This is a genomic window from Halorubrum sp. LN27 (genome assembly GCF_016635065.1).
GTDB classification, from domain to species: Archaea; Halobacteriota; Halobacteria; order Halobacteriales; family Haloferacaceae; genus Halorubrum; species Halorubrum salipaludis.
The window spans coordinates 1,564,507-1,582,095 of sequence record NZ_JAEPET010000001.1; the positions used below are offsets into that span (position 1 = coordinate 1,564,507).

Annotated in this window: 18 protein-coding genes; 10 read left to right on the forward strand and 8 right to left on the reverse strand. The window is 69.5% G+C overall.

Annotated features, from left to right (window positions below; genetic code table 11):
- The first annotated feature begins 98 nt into the window (after positions 1-98).
- The 4 genes from JIN95_RS07720 to JIN95_RS07735 all read left to right on the forward strand — a co-directional run bounded on the left by JIN95_RS07720 (position 99) and on the right by JIN95_RS07735 (position 5,750).
- Positions 99-4,142 carry an LAGLIDADG family homing endonuclease gene (locus tag JIN95_RS07720; RefSeq protein ID WP_200531010.1) on the forward strand — a complete coding sequence of 1,348 codons (4,044 nt, stop codon included), beginning with the start codon at positions 99-101 and terminating at the stop codon, positions 4,140-4,142.
- Positions 4,143-4,448: a hypothetical protein gene (locus JIN95_RS07725; RefSeq protein WP_095636773.1), complete on the forward strand. Its 306-nt coding sequence runs from the start codon at positions 4,143-4,145 to the stop codon at positions 4,446-4,448. It begins immediately after the preceding gene.
- Between the two features lie 127 nt (positions 4,449-4,575).
- Positions 4,576-4,914 carry a hypothetical protein gene (locus JIN95_RS07730; RefSeq protein ID WP_095636772.1) on the forward strand — a complete coding sequence of 113 codons (339 nt, stop codon included), beginning with the start codon at positions 4,576-4,578 and terminating at the stop codon, positions 4,912-4,914.
- On the forward strand, positions 4,911-5,750 hold the full coding sequence (locus JIN95_RS07735) for a hypothetical protein (RefSeq protein ID WP_200531011.1): 840 nt from the start codon (positions 4,911-4,913) through the stop codon (positions 5,748-5,750). Before JIN95_RS07730 ends, JIN95_RS07735 begins: the two co-directional genes overlap by 4 nt.
- Positions 5,751-5,777: 27 nt before the next feature.
- Here JIN95_RS07735 and JIN95_RS07740 read toward each other — a convergent pair whose 3' ends face one another.
- A complete protein-coding gene (locus tag JIN95_RS07740; protein ID WP_200531012.1) occupies positions 5,778-6,197 on the reverse strand; it encodes a Rieske (2Fe-2S) protein in 420 nt (139 codons plus the stop codon).
- Positions 6,198-6,319: 122 nt separating this feature from the next.
- Here JIN95_RS07740 and JIN95_RS07745 point away from each other — a divergent pair, with 122 nt between their 5' ends.
- A complete protein-coding gene (locus JIN95_RS07745) occupies positions 6,320-7,279 on the forward strand; it encodes a helix-turn-helix domain-containing protein (RefSeq protein ID WP_200531013.1) in 960 nt (319 codons plus the stop codon).
- A 49-nt stretch (positions 7,280-7,328) separates the two neighbouring features.
- Here the strand turns inward: JIN95_RS07745 and uvrB are convergent, their stop codons facing one another.
- On the reverse strand, positions 7,329-9,383 hold the full coding sequence (gene uvrB, locus JIN95_RS07750; RefSeq protein ID WP_200531014.1) for an excinuclease ABC subunit UvrB: 2,055 nt from the start codon (positions 9,381-9,383) through the stop codon (positions 7,329-7,331).
- 124 nt (positions 9,384-9,507) lie between these two features.
- Between uvrB and JIN95_RS07755 the strand changes: the two genes are divergently transcribed.
- On the forward strand, positions 9,508-9,900 hold the full coding sequence (locus JIN95_RS07755) for a hypothetical protein (protein WP_321169256.1): 393 nt from the start codon (positions 9,508-9,510) through the stop codon (positions 9,898-9,900).
- A 486-nt stretch (positions 9,901-10,386) separates the two neighbouring features.
- Complete coding sequence (gene hisG / locus JIN95_RS07760; protein ID WP_095636767.1) at positions 10,387-11,277, forward strand: ATP phosphoribosyltransferase; 891 nt, start codon at positions 10,387-10,389, stop codon at positions 11,275-11,277.
- 35 nt (positions 11,278-11,312) lie between these two features.
- Here hisG and JIN95_RS07765 read toward each other — a convergent pair whose 3' ends face one another.
- From JIN95_RS07765 to larB, 3 genes are all read right to left on the reverse strand, one after another.
- Entirely contained in the window at positions 11,313-11,579 is a 267-nt protein-coding gene (locus JIN95_RS07765) for a GIY-YIG nuclease family protein (protein ID WP_095636766.1), read from the reverse strand.
- Between the two features lie 83 nt (positions 11,580-11,662).
- Positions 11,663-11,815, reverse strand: a complete 153-nt coding sequence (locus JIN95_RS07770; RefSeq protein ID WP_198951533.1) for a hypothetical protein — start codon at positions 11,813-11,815, stop codon at positions 11,663-11,665.
- Positions 11,816-11,940: 125 nt separating this feature from the next.
- The gene (larB, locus tag JIN95_RS07775; RefSeq protein ID WP_200531015.1) at positions 11,941-12,726 is read right to left on the reverse strand and encodes a nickel pincer cofactor biosynthesis protein LarB; all 786 of its coding nucleotides are present in this window, start codon (positions 12,724-12,726) and stop codon (positions 11,941-11,943) included.
- A gap of 187 nt (positions 12,727-12,913) precedes the next feature.
- Here larB and JIN95_RS07780 point away from each other — a divergent pair, with 187 nt between their 5' ends.
- A complete protein-coding gene (locus JIN95_RS07780) occupies positions 12,914-13,081 on the forward strand; it encodes a DUF1931 family protein (RefSeq protein ID WP_004047560.1) in 168 nt (55 codons plus the stop codon).
- A gap of 84 nt (positions 13,082-13,165) precedes the next feature.
- On the opposite strand, the gene rpiA is transcribed toward JIN95_RS07780, so the two are convergent.
- From rpiA to JIN95_RS07795, 3 genes are all read right to left on the reverse strand, one after another.
- Positions 13,166-13,933: a ribose-5-phosphate isomerase RpiA gene (gene rpiA, locus JIN95_RS07785; RefSeq protein ID WP_200531016.1), complete on the reverse strand. Its 768-nt coding sequence runs from the start codon at positions 13,931-13,933 to the stop codon at positions 13,166-13,168.
- 71 nt (positions 13,934-14,004) lie between these two features.
- A complete protein-coding gene (locus tag JIN95_RS07790) occupies positions 14,005-15,132 on the reverse strand; it encodes an ORC1-type DNA replication protein (RefSeq protein WP_095636763.1) in 1,128 nt (375 codons plus the stop codon).
- Positions 15,133-15,306: 174 nt separating this feature from the next.
- On the reverse strand, positions 15,307-16,377 hold the full coding sequence (locus JIN95_RS07795) for a THUMP domain-containing protein (RefSeq protein WP_200531017.1): 1,071 nt from the start codon (positions 16,375-16,377) through the stop codon (positions 15,307-15,309).
- An 87-nt stretch (positions 16,378-16,464) separates the two neighbouring features.
- Here JIN95_RS07795 and JIN95_RS07800 point away from each other — a divergent pair, with 87 nt between their 5' ends.
- Together JIN95_RS07800 and JIN95_RS07805 are read left to right on the forward strand one after the other, a co-directional pair.
- Positions 16,465-17,022: a TATA-box-binding protein gene (locus JIN95_RS07800; protein WP_008005776.1), complete on the forward strand. Its 558-nt coding sequence runs from the start codon at positions 16,465-16,467 to the stop codon at positions 17,020-17,022.
- 171 nt (positions 17,023-17,193) lie between these two features.
- Positions 17,194-17,553, forward strand: a complete 360-nt coding sequence (locus JIN95_RS07805; protein WP_200531018.1) for a hypothetical protein — start codon at positions 17,194-17,196, stop codon at positions 17,551-17,553.
- The last annotated feature ends 36 nt before the right edge of the window (positions 17,554-17,589 follow it).

The following is a 17,589-nucleotide window of genomic DNA, read 5'->3' on the forward strand; positions in this document are numbered from 1 at the left end:
GAATCAGGTGCGAAGCTGCGCGAGTACGAGCGGTCGATGGCGATAACCTCCGCCCCGAACATGAGGTTCATACGTGATGGCGACGAAGTGATTTCGTAATGGCTCAGGCCGGGAATCAGGACCTCACGGAGCGGTTCATTCAGTTCTACCGCAACTACTACCGCGAGGAGATCGGCACCCTCGCGCAGCGATACCCCAACGAACAGCGCTCGCTGTACGTCGAGTACGACGACCTCTACCAGTTCGACCGCGACCTCGCCGAGGACTTCCGCACGAAGCCGGAGCAGATGCGCGAGTACGCCGAGGAGGCGCTGCGGCTCTACGACCTCCCCGCGGACGTCAGTCTCGGCCGCGCGCACGTCCGGATCGAGAACCTCCCCGAGAGCATCGACATTCGCGGCATTCGCGTCCACGACGACCACATCGGCAAGCTCGTCTCGATCAAGGGGATCGTCCGCAAGGCGACCGACGTGCGCCCGAAGGTGACCGAGGCCGCCTTCGAGTGCCAGCGCTGCGGCACGATGACGTACATCCCCCAGAGCGACGGCGGCTTTCAGGAGCCCCACGAGTGTCAGGGCTGTGAGCGACAGGGCCCGTTCCGCGTCAACTTCGACCAGTCGGAGTTCATCGACTCCCAGAAGCTCCGCATCCAGGAGTCGCCCGAGGGGCTCCGCGGCGGCGAGACGCCCCAGAGCATCGACGTCGACATCGTCGACGACATCACCGGCGAGGTGAGCCCCGGCGACCACGTCACCTGCGTCGGCGTCCTCCACATCGAACAGGTCGAGCAGGGCAACGAGAAGTCCGCCATCTTCGACCTCTACATGGACGGCGTCTCCATCGGCATCGAGGACGAGGAGTTCGAGGACATGGACATCACCGAGGCGGACAAACGCGAGATCATCGAGCTCTCCAACCGCGAGGACATCTACGAGGCGATGGTTAATTCCATCGCGCCCGCCATCTACGGCTACGAGGAGGAGAAGCTCGCGATGATCCTCCAGCTCTTCTCCGGCGTCACCAAGCACCTCCCCGACGGCTCGCGCATTCGGGGCGACTTGCACATGCTCCTGATCGGCGACCCCGGTACTGGAAAGTCGCAGATGATCAGTTATGTCGAGAATATTGCTCCAAGGTCAGTTTATACGTCCGGAAAAGGATCATCCGCTGCAGGCCTCACCGCCGCTGCTGTAAGAGATGATTTCGGGGACGGTCAGCAGTGGTCGCTGGAAGCGGGCGCGCTCGTCCTCGCGGACAAGGGGATCGCCGCGGTCGACGAGCTCGACAAGATGGATTGCGTCACTGGCGACACCCTCGTCACGCTCGCGGACGGACGCGTGGAGCGCATCGACGAGCTGGCGCGGGAGGCCGCCGAGGACGGCGAGATCGACGAGCTCTCGAACGGGCGTCACATCCGCGATGTCGACCTCACGGTCTGGTCGATGGACGAGGACGGGCAGTTGGTCGAGCGTCCCGTCTCCGCGGTTCACGAGTACGACGCGCCCTCGGAGCTGACCCGCGTGACCATGGAGACCGGCGAGTCGCTGCGCGCGACGGCGGATCACCCGTTCTTCGTCCTCGACGACGGGGAACGAGTCGAACGCGAGGCGGCCGCGCTCGACGACGGCGACTGGGTGTACGTCCCCCGGGAGATTCCGACAAAGGCCGCGGACGGGGCGGGAGCGGTGGCGGCTCCGAGCGGTGGCGTCGACGCCGGGGTTCCCGGCGAAGACAAAGGGGTTTCTCCCGCGATGGCGAGCGTCCTCGGCTACCTCTCCGGGGACGGGAACGTCTACTACGACCGCGACGAGGGCGTCTACGGCGTTCGGTTCACCAACGCCGCCGCCGATCTGTTGGACGACTTCGAGCGAGCGGCGCGGGAGGCGTTCGACGCGGAGCCGACGCGCCCGCCGAGCGAGAAGCGAGACGGCGGCGTCGAGACGGTTCGCGTTCACGGAAAAGAACACGCCGACGCCGTCCTCGACGCGGGGATGAACCTCGGCCGGTACGACGAGAAGTGCTTCCCGACCGCGGTCTCGACGGGGAACCGGGCGGCGAAGGCCGCGTTTGTCCGCGCGCTGGCCGACAGCGAGGCCCACGTCGACGAGTCGGCGGGGAACGTCCGCGTGGCTTCCGCGAGCCGGGACCTGCTGCGGGGCACGCGCAACCTCCTCTTACAGTTCGGTGTGTCGAGCCAGCTACAGCGTCGCGCCCGCGACGGCGGTCGAGACGTGTACTACCTCACCGTGACCGATTCGGAGTCGCTGGCCGCGTTCCGACGGTACGTCGGCTTCACGGCCGCCTGGAAGGCCGAGGCGCTCGACCGCGTCGTCGAGGCCGCGGACGGCGACCGCACGATCCTCGACGTGATCCCGGAGGTCGACGAGGTGCTTGCGGAGTATCGCGAGTCGCTTCGGCTCCATCAGAGCGAGTGCGGACTCGACGCCGGAACGTACTGCGACTTCGAAAACGGAGCGGCGAACGCGTCGCTTCACCGCGCGGAACGGGTCCTCGCCGCCTTCGAGGAGCGACTAGAGGCGGCAACCGAGGACCGTCGCGTGCTCGACGACGACCCGTCGTGGGAACTCCTCGCCGAGATGCGCGATCGGTACCACGTCTCACAGTCCGAGATCGCCGAGGAGACGACGCTGTCACAACAGCAGATCTCCCGTCTGTGGGGCGGGCGCGACGACGTTCGACGAACGGTCGCCGAGCGGTTCCGAGACGTCCTCGCGGAGGTCACCGAGACCGACCTCGACGACCTCCGCGAGTTCGTGCGCGGAGACGTGAAGTGGCGACGTGTCGAGTCGGTCGAAACCGTGCCGCCGGAGTCGACCGAACACCGCAGTGAGGTACTCCGACAGCGGCTGGCGGACGTTATCGGCGGATCGATCGAGACGGTCGAACGACGGGCTCGCGACCTCCTCGAACGGGGGCCGGTCGGGGACACGCGGGAGGAACTGGCGGCGGCGCTCGACGCGTACGGCGTCAGCCAGACGGCCGTCGCCTCGTCGCTCGACGTGGATCAGGCGACCGTCTCGCGCTGGCTCTCCGGAACCGTCGAGACGGACCGGATCGACGACCTCCGGGAGGCGGTCGCAGAGGAACTGAGGGCCGTCGAGGACGAACTACGGTCGATTCTGTCCCGGATCGACGACGGTCGGCGCCCGAAGGTCTACGACCTGACCGTCGACGACACGCACAACTTCGTCGCGAACGGGCTCGTCGTCCACAACTCGTCGGACCGCTCCGCGATGCACGAGGGGCTCGAACAGCAGAAGATCTCCGTCTCGAAGGCGGGGATCAACGCCACCCTCAAGGCACGCTGTTCGCTGCTCGGCGCAGCGAACCCCAAGTACGGCCGGTTCGACCAGTACGAGCCGATCGGCGAGCAGATCGACCTCGAACCCGCGCTCATCTCGCGGTTCGACCTGATCTTCACGGTGACGGACAGCCCGGACCCGGAACACGACTCCCGGCTGGCCCAACACATCATCAAGACGAACTACGCCGGCGAGCTGAACACCCAGCGCGAGGAGCTGGCGAGCTCGGAGTTCACCTCGGACCAGGTCGCGGAGGTGACCCAGGAGGTCGCGCCGGAGATCGACGCCGAGCTGCTCCGGAAGTACATCGCCCACGCGAAGCGCTCCTGCTACCCGACGATGACGGAGGAGGCGAAGGAGCTCATCGAGGAGTTCTACGTCGACCTGCGCTCGAAGGGGGCCGACGAGGACGCTCCCGTCCCGGTCACGGCCCGGAAGCTGGAGGCGATGGTGCGGCTCTCGGAGGCGAGCGCGCGGGTCCGGCTCTCGGACACCGTCGAGCGCGAGGACGCCGACCGCGCGACCGACATCGTCGAGTCGTGTCTCAAGGACATCGGCGTCGACCCGGAGACGGGGCAGTTCGACGCCGACGTGGTCGAGACGGGCACCTCGAAGAGCCAGCGCGACCGCATCAAGAACATCAAGGGGCTCATCGCCGACATCGAAGAGGAGTTCGAGGAGGGCGCGCCCGTCGACGAGGTGCTCGACCGCGCCGGCGAGATCGGGATGGACCCGGGGAAGGCCGAACAGGAGATCGAGAAGCTTCGCACGAAGGGCGAAGTGTACGAGCCCAAGCAGGGCCACCTCCGGACGACGTAGATGGACCGCATCTCCGCCATCCGGAACGTCGAGGACGCGCTTCGCGCGTTCGAGAACGGCGACGCCGACCTCGCCGACACCGAGCGGCGCGTGGCGGCGGTCCTCCGGACGTACGCCACCGAGTTCGACGGCGACGACGACGTGTTCCGCGCGGTCGGCGAGGAGCCGGTCGACGGGACGGTCGTGGTCGCCCCCTCGGAGCCGGCCGCCCGCGAACGGCTCCTCGCGGCGAACGGACTCGACCCGGGCGACGGTGATGGTCCGGGCGACGCTGACGGCCCGGCCTTCGAGATCGAGCGCGTCTGAGTGGGGCGGAGTCGCCGAACGCGGCGTCGACCGCGTCGGAAAACGATGGACTGCACCGGCTTCGCTGAATGCGACTGAAACGTTCCGGTCCGGAACCGCTAAATGGCGAAACCGATCAGCCGCGTCCGTGCTGCTGGTCGTGACGTATTCGTCGGCGGCCCGCACCGGCCTCCGGAACCTGTGCCGCCGCCACGAGGGGGCGGTCGCGCGGCGGTTCGGCCGGGCGGCCCTGCTCGACGGGACAGTGTACGCCGCGTTCCTCGCGCTCCGCCTGCGCGAGTCGCACGGCGGAGACGTACAGATCGAGCGGACGGAGCCGTTCAACGAGTTCGTCGCGCTCGACGAGCCGGTCCGCGAGGCGGCGAGGGCGTACGCGAACCGCGACGCGAAGTCGACGCCGTACGCCGCGTTCGCCGCCGGGACGGACCACCCGGACCCGGACTCGATGCGGGGCGACGACCTGTGAGCGGGACGGACGGGCGGCGCGATCGGACGGAGGCAGACGAAACGCCCGGGAGCGACGGGATCGTCGCTACCGCTCCCGAGCCGGCGATCCCCAAACCGGCCGCCGTGATCGGTCGCGTTCCGACGGGGGCGGGACTTCGGCGCGAGCTCGCGGCGGCGGCTCGGACGCTCGGGTTGTCGTCGTCGATCGGCGACGAGCTGATCGAGATTCGGGACGCCATCGCGGCGATCGAGGTCGAACCGGTCGACCTCGACGCGGCCCGGCGCCGAGTCGCGGCCGCGAGCGGCGAGGAAGAGCGACTGAAAGAGCGCGTCGCGGCCCTCCGCGGGGGCGTGCGAGCGCGACGGGAGATCGAGTCTGAGACCGACGGGGTCCGGGCAGAGACCGACGAGGCCCTCGGCGATCTGGAGTCGGCGGCCGCGGAGCTGTCGGCCGCACAGAGCGATCGAATTGCGGCCGAGCAGGCGCTCGAACGCGCCCGCGAGCGGGCCGCCGACGCCCGGGACGCCCGGGAGCGACGCCTCGAACTCCGGGACCGGCTGCGGAACCGACGCCGGGACGCCCGTCGCGAGCTCGCGCGGGAGGTGTATTCGGAGTTCCGCGGCGCGTTGGCGGTCGTTCCGGGCGCCGCTCCGACCGACGCCGGCGCGGAACCCGGGGCGTACGACGGGCCGTCCCTCGCGGCGTCGCTCGCGGCGGTCCGGATCGCGGACCTCGACGGGACGGTCGCGCTCGGTTCGGAGGCAGTCAGGTGGATCGCCGACCGCGGCGGCGCGGCACCCCAGGCTGTGATCGACGCGCCGGTGGTCCGACCGTGCAGACCGCCGCGAGGCTGACGGCGGTCGGTCGGAGCGAACGGCGGTTCAAAACGAGAGGTGGGAGGTCGACCCCGGTCCGTCGTCGCCGTCGTTCACGCCGCCGTCGTGCAGGTAGTCGTAGTGCTCGTCGGTGAGGAGGACGGCGTCGCCTTCGACCGTGATGTCGACGCCGGGAAGCGTGGTGCCCGACGCCTCTCCGTTGTCGCAGTCACCGGAGCAGGCGTCGAACATCGACCCGTGTCGCGGACAGATGATCTCGCCGTCGCGGATCGCCGCGCCGCGGCCCGTGTCGAGGCGCTGGTCCTCGTGCGTGCAGTTGTTGACCCACGCCCTGACGCCGGGGTCCTCCTCGCAGGGGACGAGGATGACCTCCGTCTCGTTTCCGAAGGCGTCCTCGGCGGTGAAGCGGTACGACCCGCCCTCCGGGACCGCGGAGCGGTTGGCGATCGCGGTGGCGTCCGACATGGGATCGCGGTAGGGGCGTCCGGTCGAAAAGCCTGCCGACCGGTTCGGCCTCGGAGTCGGGTTGGTTCGACGAACTTTCTCCGTTCGATGGGTTTTATGCGGTCGTGCCGCGTGGATCCGGTGTGAGTCAGTTCGACCGGACCGCCGGCGCGGACGCGGGTGCGGAGACCGACGCGGCCGCGGATCTCGACGACGCCGACCGCGACCTGACTGCCGCCCTCCGGACCGAGTCCCGCGTGCTCCCCGCGGAGGTGTTCGCCACCCTCGGCAACGACACGCGCGTCGACATCCTGCGCGCCCTCCTCGAACTCGGCGCCGACGAGGAGCCCGTGAGCTTCACCGACCTCTTCGAGCGGGTCGACATCGACGACAGCGCCAACTTCAACTACCACCTCCGGCAGCTCACCGGCCACTTCGTCAAGCGGAGCGACGACGGCTACGAGTTCCGGTACCCCGGCCGGAAGGTCGTCAGCGCCATCTTCACCGGGACCCTCACCGAGCGCGCGCAGGTCGGGTTCTTCCCGGTCGAGGGGTCGTGTTACGACTGCGACGGCGACCTCCACGGCTGGTACGTCGACGACACGCTCACCGTGGGGTGTGCCGACTGCGGTGCCATTCAGGTGAGCTACCCGTTCCCCTCGGGGGGGCTCGACGACCGCACGACCGACGAGCTGTTGCAGGCGTTCCACCACTACGTCCGCCACCACTACTGTCTGGCCGCTGACGGCGTCTGCCCCGAGTGCACCGGCGCGGTCGAGACGACGCTCGTCCGAGACCCCGACGAGGAGGACCTCGACCTCGCCGTCGAACACGTCTGCCGGCGGTGTAACTACCGACTGCGGTCGACGGTGGGCGTCACCCTGCTGGACCACGCCGAGACGCTGCTGTTCTTCTCCGAGCGCGGCGTCGACCTCAACACCGAGCCGTTCTGGACGTTCGACTGGTGCGTGAGCGACGAGCGGACGACGGTCGTCTCAGAGGACCCGCTTCGGGTGCGCCTCTCGCTCCCCTGCGGGGGCGACGAGCTCCGGGTGGTCGTCGACGAATCGGTGACCGTGGTGGAGACGACGCTGGTCGACTGAAGCGCCCCCGGACGGGCCGTCGCGCTCGCCTACTCGTCGACCGTCAGAACTACTCGTCGACCATCGGCGCCGGCACGCCGTCGTCGCCGCCGTCGAGCTCGAACGCGCGCCGCAGCTCCGCGATCCGGTCGCGGATGTCGGCCGCCAGCTCGAACTCCAGGTTGCTCGCGGCCTCGTCCATCCGCTCTTCGAGCGCCTCGATCTGGGCTTTCGCCTCGGCTTCGCTCTCCACGTCGCCGACGCTGACCGACGAGGTGTCCGTCTTCGCGCCCGGGAGGTTCGTCTCCCCGACCGGCTTGTCGATGGTGGTCGCCTCGTAGCCGTGTTCCTCGTTGTACTCCAGTTGGATCTCGCGGCGCCGCTGGGTCTCCTCGATGGCCGCCTCCATCGAGTCGGTCACCCGGTCGGCGTAGAGGACGACCTCGCCGTTGACGTTGCGCGCGGCTCGCCCCATCGTCTGCACGAGGGTCGTCGTCGACCGGAGGAACCCCTCCTGGTCGGCGTCGAGGATCGCGACGAGGCTCACCTCCGGAATGTCGAGCCCCTCGCGGAGCAGGTTGATACCGACGAGCACGTCGATGTTGCCTAAGCGGAGGTCGCGGATGATCTCGTGGCGCTCGAGCGTGTCCGTCTCGTCGTGCATGTACGACACGTCGATCCCGGCCTCCTCGAAGTACTCCGTGAGGTCCTCGGCCATCCGCTTGGTGAGCGTGGTGACCAGGACGCGCTCGTCGCGCTCGATCCGGTCGTGGACCCGCTCTAAGAGGTCCTCGACCTGTCCCGTCGCCTCCGTCACCTCCACCTTCGGGTCGACGAGGTGGGTCGGGCGGACGATCTGCTCGACGATCCGGTCGGAGGTCTCGCGCTCGTAGTCGCCCGGCGTCGCCGAGACGTAGAGTGTGCGATCGGTCTTCGCCTCGAACTCGTCGAACGTCAGGGGGCGGTTGTCGTAGGCGGTCGGGAGCCGGAACCCGTTCTCGACGAGCGAGTCCTTCCGCGACTTGTCGCCCTCGTACTGGCCCTTGATCTGGGGGATCGTCTGGTGGGACTCGTCGACGACGGTGAGGAAGTCGTCGGGGAAGTAGTCCAGCAGGGTGTAGGGGGCGTCGCCGGACTCGCGGTCGTCCATGTGGACCGAGTAGTTCTCGATCCCGGAGCAGTAGCCGGCCTCGCGGAGCATCTCCAGGTCGAAGGTGGTTCGCTCCTCGATGCGCTGGGCCGCCACGAGGTCGCCCTGCCGCTCGAAGTAGCTCACCCGCTTCTCCATCAGGTCTTCGATCTCCGTGATCGCCTGCTCCAGTTGGTCGTCCGGGATCGAGTAGTGCTCCGCGGGGTGGAGCATGACGGCGGGCTCCTCCGAGACGACCTCGCCTTTCATCGGGTCGACCTTGATCATCCGGTCGATCTCCTCGCCCCACAGCTCCACTCGGACCGCGTACCGCCCGTACATCGGGTAGATCTCGACGGTGTCGCCGCGGACGCGGAAGGTCCCCTGCGTGAAGTCCACGTCGTTGCGCTCGTAGTTCAGGTCGACGAGGTCGGCGAGCAGCTGCTCGCGGCCCACCTCCTCCCCGACCTCCAACCGGAGCGCCATGTCCCGGTAGTTCTGGGGATCGCCCAGCCCGTAGATGGCGGAGACGGACGCGACCACGATCACGTCGTCGCGGGTGAGCAGCGAGCGCGTCGCGGAGTGGCGCAGGCGGTCGATCTCCTCGTTGATCGACATCTCCTTGTCGATGAACGTGTCCGTCTGCTCGACGTACGCCTCCGGCTGGTAGTAGTCGTAGTACGAGACGAAGTACTCCACCGCGTTGTCCGGGAACAGCTCGCGGAACTCCTCGTACAGCTGGGCCGCGAGCGTCTTGTTGTGGGCCAACACGAGCGTCGGCTGGTCGAGCTCCTCGGCGACCCACGAGACGGTGTTCGTCTTCCCGGAGCCGGTGACCCCGAGCAGGGTCTGCTTGTCGGCGCCCGACTCGTATCCCTCGACGAGCTTCTCGATCGCCTCGGGCTGGTCGCCCGCGGGCTCGAACGGGGCGTCGACGCGGAGGGGACGGTCGACGGTCGGGCGGTCCTCCGAGAGGGGGGAGTCGGCGTCGCTCACGATACCCGTGGTTGGTCGGCGAGACACTTGAGCGGCGCGGATAGGGGGATTACAGCGAGGCATTCGGTCCGGTGTGGACGCTCGCAGGGATCACACTGATGACTCGCCCGACAGAAATCCGCCCGTGTCCCTCGCGTTCCCGCCCATCGTCGTGCTCGGGATGGCCCTCTTCCTGTTCGTCTTGATGGCGACCGGCGTCTGGATCAACTTCGACGCGCACGCTCGCGGAAGCGACTATCCGGCCTTCTGGGGCGTGGTCGCGCCGCTTTCGGGCGTCGTGTTACTGTACTACCTGCTGTGGTGGCGTCGCGGACGATCGCGCGAGCATCCGCCGTCTCGATGGGAGCGCTCCGCCGCCGCCGTCGCAGTCGCCGGAATCGGCGGGATGATCGTGGGGAGCCTCGTGTCGCCGCCCGACCCGATCGCACAGATGATCGTCTGGCCATTCGCGTTCGTCTGCTGTCTCCCCGTCGCGTACTGGCTGGTTCGGACGAGGTTGGGCGCGACAGAGGGGTAATCCGCCGATCCGTTGGACTCGGGGTCTCTCGAAGTCTCAGCCGCTCGGCTAGACGTTGAGACTTATAAACTACTGACCGACACGAACTGCCCCGAAGCCCCAGTCGCGAGGCGGGCGCACGTTCGCTGCGGTCCTCGTCGGTCGCTCGCGCTGCTCGCTCCCTTCCTTGCGGTCCTTGCGTCACCTGCGCCCGCCTCGCGACTGCCCCTTCGAGTCCCACCCGCACCGCACTGCCCCGCACCTCACACCTCCCCAGCCTCGCGGTTCGCGCTCTCCGAGCGCTCACCGCGTCCCTCGCGCGGCGCTCTCGCCGGCGGCTTCGCCGCCGGCTGTCAGAGGGACCGAAGGTCCCTCGCTACTCGCGGCCTACCGGCCGCTCGGAGGCGCGCGCCTCCGCACGAGGTCATTTATAAGTAGTCTCGTGTCGACGTCCGCCGCCGCTGTCCGGACGAAAACGTTTCCCCCTCCCCGCGCGACGCTCTCCGTATGCGCATCGCCGTCCCCAACAAGGGCCGCCTGCACGATCCGACGCTCTCGCTCTTAGAGCGCGCGGGGCTCCACGTCGAGGAGACCGCCGACCGCCAGCTGTACGCCGACACCGTCGACCCCGACGTGACGGTGCTGTTCGCCCGGGCGGCCGACATCCCCGAGTACGTCCGCGACGGGGCCGCCGACGTGGGGATCACGGGGCTCGATCAGGCCGCGGAGTCCGGCGGTGTCGCCGACTCCGCGAGCGCGGCCGAAGAGGGTGACCTCGTCGACCTCCTGGATCTGGGATACGGCTCGTGTAAGCTCGTCCTTGCGGCGCCGGAGGACGGCGACATCGAGAGCGTCGCGGACCTCGCCGGCGGGACGATCGCCACCGAGTTCCCGGCGGTCACCCGCGACTACCTCGACCGCGTGGGGGTCGACGCCGACGTGGTCACCGTGACGGGCGCGACGGAGCTGACCCCCCACGTCGACATGGCCGACGCCATCGTCGACATCACCTCGACGGGGACGACCCTGAAGGTGAACCGGCTCGCCGTGATCGACGACGTGCTCGACTCCTCGGTGCGGCTGTTCGCCCGCTCCGACGTGGTCGACGACCCGAAGGTCGAGCAGGTGCTGACCGCCTTCGAGTCCGTCCTCGCGGCCGACGGTCGGCGGTACCTGATGATGAACGCCCCCAAGGAGCGGCTCGACGAGGTGAAAGACGTGATCCCCGGGCTCGGCGGCCCGACGGTGATGAACGTCGAGGCCGACGAGGACGGCAACGGCATGGTCGCGGTCCACGCCGTCGTCGAGGAGCGCGACGTGTTCGCGACGATCTCGGAGCTGAAGTCGGTCGGCGCGACCGGCATCCTCGTCACGGAGATCGAGCGACTCGTCGAGTGAGGCCGGAAGAAAGCGAGATGGAGAGCGAGAGCACGCTACGCGTCGCCGATCAGCCGATCCTTCTCGGCGCGCGTGAGCGATTTGATCGCGTGTTCACGCGACATCGCGGCCGACTTCGAGTCGAACGACTCGACGTGGCGCAGGGTCACGGGAGTCCGCCCGCGGGTGTACTTGGCGCCCTCGCCGGCGTCGTGTTCGGCGACGCGCCGCTCCACGTCGGTGGTGTAGCCGGTGTAGAGCGTGCCGTCGGCGCACTCGATGACGTAGACGTGATGGGACGAGTCTTGGCTCGGCGTCGACACGCCACCGGATCGGGTCGACCGAAACGAATAGCTGCCGGTCTCGACGCGGCTCGGTGGATCGGCTTCGCGGCGGGATCGGCGAGTCAGTCTCCGGTGCCGGCGCGTTCCCGGGAGACCTCGGCGATCCCGGCGTTCGCAGAGCAGTCCGGACAGGCGTTGAGGTCGCCGTGCTCGTCTGCGAACACGCGTGCGAAACGGTCCGAGACGTGCGACCCGCAGTGGTCACATCGTGGCATTCGGTACCGGTGTTCACCGGCGGCCGATGTAGGTGTTCGACGAACAAATACCCTTTCTCACCCCCGTCAGCTTCCGGAAAAGTGCTTATAAATGCCTGCGTCCAGTCGGGCGTCGGACTCGGCGGTCAGTCGGGCCCGGCCGCGTCGACCGCGCGGGCGATCAGGCCCGCCTGCGCGCCGGCGACGAAGCCGGCGTCGACGTTCACCGTCGTGAGCACCGAGCAGGACTGGAGCGCGCCCTCCAGGGCCGCGACTCCCTCGCCGCCGACGCCGTAGCCGGTCGAGACCGGGAGCGCGATCACCGGCGCGGCGACGAGCCCCGCGACGACGGTGGGGAGCGCCCCCTCGCGGCCGGCGGCGACCACGACCACGTCGGCCTCCCGGATGCGGTCGCGCTGATCCAGAATCCGGTCGAGGTTCGCGACCCCCACGTCGTCGATCCGATCGATCGTCGCGCCGATCTCGCGGGCGACGACCGCCGCCTCGCCTGCGACCGCCGCGTCCGCGGTGCCGGCGGCGACGACCGCGACGGTCGCGTCCAGATCCGGCCCCTCGAAGTCGCCGGCGTGGACGACGATCGTGCCGGTCCGCTCGTCGTGGTCGACGGTCGCGTCGAGCGCGTCGGCGGTGTCGAGTTCGAGGTCCGCCATCGCCGTCTCGATCGCGGCCGCGTCGTCCGCGTCCGTCCGGGTAACGAGCGCATGGCCGGTCGTCTCCACCGCGGTCGCCGTCAGCGCGGCGACCTCCGCCGGCGTCTTCCCCTCCGCGAGGATCGCTTCGGGGATCCCGCGTCTCCCCTCGCGGGCGGCGTCGAACCGCCCGGCCGCCGTCGTCGCGTAGCCCGCGAGCCGTGACTCCGCCTCCGCGACGCCGATCTCCCCGGCGTCGAGCGCCTCGAGCGTGTCGCGCATGGCCGATCGTGGGGGCCGAGCGGTGTCGTACCTATCGATCTCGACCGGATTCGGTCGCCGACCGTCTCCTGTTCTCACAAAGTTTATAAGGGAGCGCTCCGGGACACCGCCGCGAACCGCCGGCACGGCGTCCCTCGCGGTCGAATTCAGGAACTCTTATTAACGGTCGACGGATATCGTCGAGCGCATGGCAGACCTTATTGTCAAAGCGGCCGTCAAGGAAGCCCTGGACGACAAGAACGTCGCTTCGGACTTCTACGACGCGCTGGACGACGAAGTGGACGAGCTGCTCGAAGACGCCGCGCGCCGCGCCGAGGCCAACGACCGGAAGACGGTCCAGCCTCGCGACCTCTAAGACGGACGCGCTTTCAGCCCTTCATTTTTTGAGCGACCGCCGACCGGCGAGCGACGCGTCCGTCGGGCGGGCGTCGAGCGGCGGTCAGCGCTTGGCGACCCGAACGCCCGATTCGGTCCCGACGTGGACCTCGTCCGCGAGCCCGACGAAGATCCCGTGTTCGACGACCCCGGGCGTCGCCGACAGCGTCCGCGCCAGCGCGGCCGGATCGCCGATCTCGCCGAAGGCGCAGTCGAGCACGAGGTTCCCGTTGTCCGTGACGACCGGCCCGTCCTTCCGCTCCGCGCGCCGGAGGGTCGGCTCGCCGCCGGCCGCCCGCACCGCCTCGGCGACCGCGGAGCGACCGGCGGGAAGCACCTCGACCGGGACGGACCGGTCGAGGACCGGGACCTCCTTCGAGGGGTCGGCGACGACGAGGAAGCGGTCAGCGGCGGCGTCGACCAGCTTCTCGCGGGCGTGGGCGGCGCCGCCCCCCTTTATCAGGGGGCCGACCCCGGCCGCCGGTTCGTCGCTCCCCGTTCCCTCGCTCCCCGTTCCCTCGCTCTCCTCCCCGCCGACCGCGACCTGATCCGCCCCATCGATCGCGACGTCGATCCCGGGCGCGTCGGGTCCCACCGCCTCGTCGAGGTCGAGCAGGGGGATCCCGCAGTCGGTCGCGAGTTCGCGGCTCGCGAAGGAGGTGGCGACGCCTCTGACGTCGAGCCCCGAGTCGATCCGGTCCCCGAGCCGCCGGATCGCGTGGGCCGCCGTCGACCCGGTCCCCAGTCCGACCACCTCGCCGTCGGCGACCGCCTCGGCCGCCGACTCGCCGGCGCGTCGCTTCATCGCGTCGCTCCCGCCGCTCGTCTTCATGCAGTCGAGTGCGTACGGAGCCGTTGAAAAGGCGTCGGGGTCCGAGGCCGATCGGGTGGTGACGCGTCGGGCTACTCCAGCCGGTCTAACACCGCTTCGGCCTCGTAGGCCAAGGAGAGCTCCCGCGAGCGCCCGCGTCCCTCCACGTCGGCGTACTCCGCGTCGATCACGCCGAGCTGGTCGAGCTTGTTGATGATCTCCGAGTAGCGGGTGTAGCCGAGGTCCGTCTCGTCGTGGAACGACTCGTACACGGTTCCGGCGCGCTCGCCGTCGTTCTCGGCGAGCACGCGGACGAGGGCGCGCTCGGACTCCGAGAGCCCGCGGAGCGACCGGGAGAGGTGGACGTGCTTGGACTTGTCGTACGCCGACTCCACGTCCTCCTCGGCGATCGTCTTCGAGGCGCGCATCTCCGCGTTGAGCCCGGCCCGACGGAGGAGATCGATCCCGACCCGGAGGTCGCCGCTCTCGGCTGTGAGGTCGGCGACGCGCTCCAGTTCGGCGTCGCCGATGACGCCGTCGTGGAACCCGCGCTTCGCGCGCTCGTGGAGGATGTCGTAGATCTCGGTGGCGTCGTAGACGGGGAAGTACACCTCCTCGGGGCGGAACACCGACTGCACCCGGGTGTCCAGGTCGTCGATCACGTCGAGCCCCAGATCCGAGGAGACGACGATGACGCCGATCTTCGCGCCCGAGTGCGCCTCGTGGGCGCGCAACAGCGAGTAGAGGGTGTCGGACGCCTCGTTCTCGTAGAAGAGGTAGTTCACGTCGTCTAGGGCGACGACGAGCACGTCGTCCTCCTCGACGAGCCGGTCGGTGATCTGCCCGAACAGCTTCTTGAAGGAGATCCCGGAGGAGGGGGGCTCGTAGTCGAATATCCCCTCGAACAGCCGCGAGAACACCGCGTACCGCGTCGAGTCCACCTGGCAGTTGACGCGGACCGTTCGCACGTCGGTGCGGGCGCCGAGCTCGCCGAACAGCTTCTGGACCGCGGTGGTCTTCCCGGTACCCGGCGGGCCGCGCACCATCGTGTTGAGCGGCCGGGAGCCGCGGACGGCGGGGCGGAGCGCGTACTTCAGGCTCTCCAGCTGGCTCTCGCGGTGGCGGAACGTCTCGGGGACGTGGTCGATCTCGAACACCGACTCGTCGCGGAACACCGACTCGTCCCACGAGAGCATGTCGCCGCCGGCGTCCCCGGTCATGTGAACACCACGACAGGCCGCCCACTTAACCGTTGCCCGCCGGGAGGGTGAAACTGAAACTTGTCGCCTGCGACGCTCACGCCACGGGTATCGGCGACCGATCGTTCACTCTCGGGGCGGTGGTCTCGGTGCGTTTTCGGGCCTCCTCGCTGCGGTTTCTCCGCCCTGCTCTCGTCACTCCCGGTCGAGCACGAGCACGTGCCGCGTCAGCGACCGGTGAACCCGGCGCTCGAAGGCGGCGTCGACGGTCCAGCCGGCCGCCCGCGCCTCTCGCCGCCAGTCGCGATCGGCGACGACGACGGCTCGGGGCGCGACCCGCGCGGCCTCCGCGAGCGCCCCCCCGACGAGATCGGCGAGCTCGTGGCGGGCGATCTTCGACTGGCGGCCGTAGGGGGCGTCGAACGCGACCCCGTCGACCGCGTCGTCGCGCAGGGGGAGGTCCGTGGCGTCGCCGCGGGCGACGTGCCAGTCGGGGGCGGAGCCGTCGGAATCGCCGGAATCGACGCCGACGTACTCCCGGAGGTTCTCGCGCGTCCCGCGGACCATCTTCGCCTGAGCGTCGCACGCGACGGCGTCGCTCCCGACGATCCCCGCCTCCAGCGGGAGCCCGCCGGTGCCGCACATCGGGTCGAGGACGGTCCGGCCGGGCGCCGCGCCGGCGAGGTTGACGTACGCGCGGGCGTCGGCCGGCGCCATACTCCCAGGCTGGAAGAAGGGCCGGTCGGTCGGCTTGGGCGCGAAGTCGCGGGCGGCCTCGACGGCGACCCACCCGAGCGCGCAGACCGCGGCGTCGCCGCCGTCCGCGCCCGGGACCGCCTCGTGGTCGTCGCGCTCGCCGGCCGCGAACAGCGCGCGCAGGACGTGGTCAGGGTCGTCGAGGTCGACCTCGAACCCGCGGTCGACGAGGACACCCCCCAGCTCGCGCTCGGCCGCGCTCGTCGAGACGTCGGCCGTGTTCCGGACGTTGCGGGCGCGGACCGCGACGGTCCCCGCCCGGTCCAGGGGCGCCGCGTCGAGGGCCGCTGCGGCGGCGTCGAGGTCGGCGTCGGTCCGGGCGATCGCCTCGTGGGCGGCGCGGGTGTACGCGAGCCGACGGATCGGGCTCACCCGACCGTCGGCGTCCCTCCCGCCCACGCTCCCGGCGCGCGCGATCCCCGGCGCGAGCAGCTCCACGCCCGTCGCCGCGACGGCGGCCTCGCGCGCGGCGAACGCGTCCTCCTCGCCGGCGAGTTCGAGCCAGTACACGCCGCGGAGTCGGGCCGCCGGTCGCAAGAGGATAGCGGTTCCGACCAGCCACCTTTTTACGTGCTTCAAGTGTGTATCGATGTAAGAATGGCCGATCCGAAGGAGACGATCACGATAGAGAACGTCGTTGCCTCCACGGGGATCGGGCAGGAGCTCGATCTCCAGAGCGTCGCCATGGACCTCGAGGGCGCCGACTACGACCCGGAGCAGTTCCCCGGCCTCGTCTACCGCACCACGGACCCGAAGTCGGCCGCGCTGATCTTCCGGTCGGGGAAGATCGTCTGTACGGGCGCGAACTCCATCGAGGCCGTCCACGAGAGCCTCGACCTGGTGTTCGACGAGCTCCGCAAGCTCCAGATCCCGATCGAGGACCCCGAGATCACGGTCCAGAACATCGTCACCTCCGCCGACCTCGGCGAGAGCCTCAACCTCAACGCGATCGCGATCGGGCTCGGCTTGGAACACATCGAGTACGAGCCTGAGCAGTTCCCCGGCCTCGTCTACCGGATCGACGAGCCCGACGTGGTGGCGCTTCTGTTCGGCAGCGGGAAGCTCGTCGTCACCGGCGGGACGAGCCCCGACGACGCCGCGGCCGCCGTCGATGTGATCGTCGAGGAGCTCGACGGCCTCGGCCTGCTGGCGTAGCGGTCGGCGCGCTTTCCGTTTCTCTCCGTTCTCCGCCGTTTCCGCTCTCTGCCCTTTCTGCTTCCCTCCCCGCTTCTCCTCCCCCTACTCTCCTCCCCGCTTCTCCTCCCCCTACTCTCCTCCCCGTGCCGATTCCGCGACCACTTTTACCCGCCGTCCCGTAGGTCGCCCATGCTCCTGCAGACGGTGACGCCGGCGTCGGTGCTGGGGACGACCGTCCTGTTCGCGCTGTTCCTCTCGGTGACCGCCCACCTCGCGGCCCGGAACGTCCTCGGCGACGTGGACCCGCGCCGCGCACTCTACGTCGGCCCGCTCCCCGCGGTGATCGGCGTGGTCGGCGGCGCCTTCGGGCTCCCCGAGGCGCTGATCGTCACGGCCGCGCTCCTCGTCGACGGCGCCATGTTCGCGTGGAGCTACGACCAGCCCCGGCGGCTCGTCGTCGGGATGACCGTGATCCACGCGGTAATCACGACGCTGCTCGGGATCGTGCTGCTCGGGGTCGCGGTGCTGCTCGCGGCGCGGCCGGGGTAGGGAGGGAGAGCGCGACGGGTCGCCGTCGGCAACGCT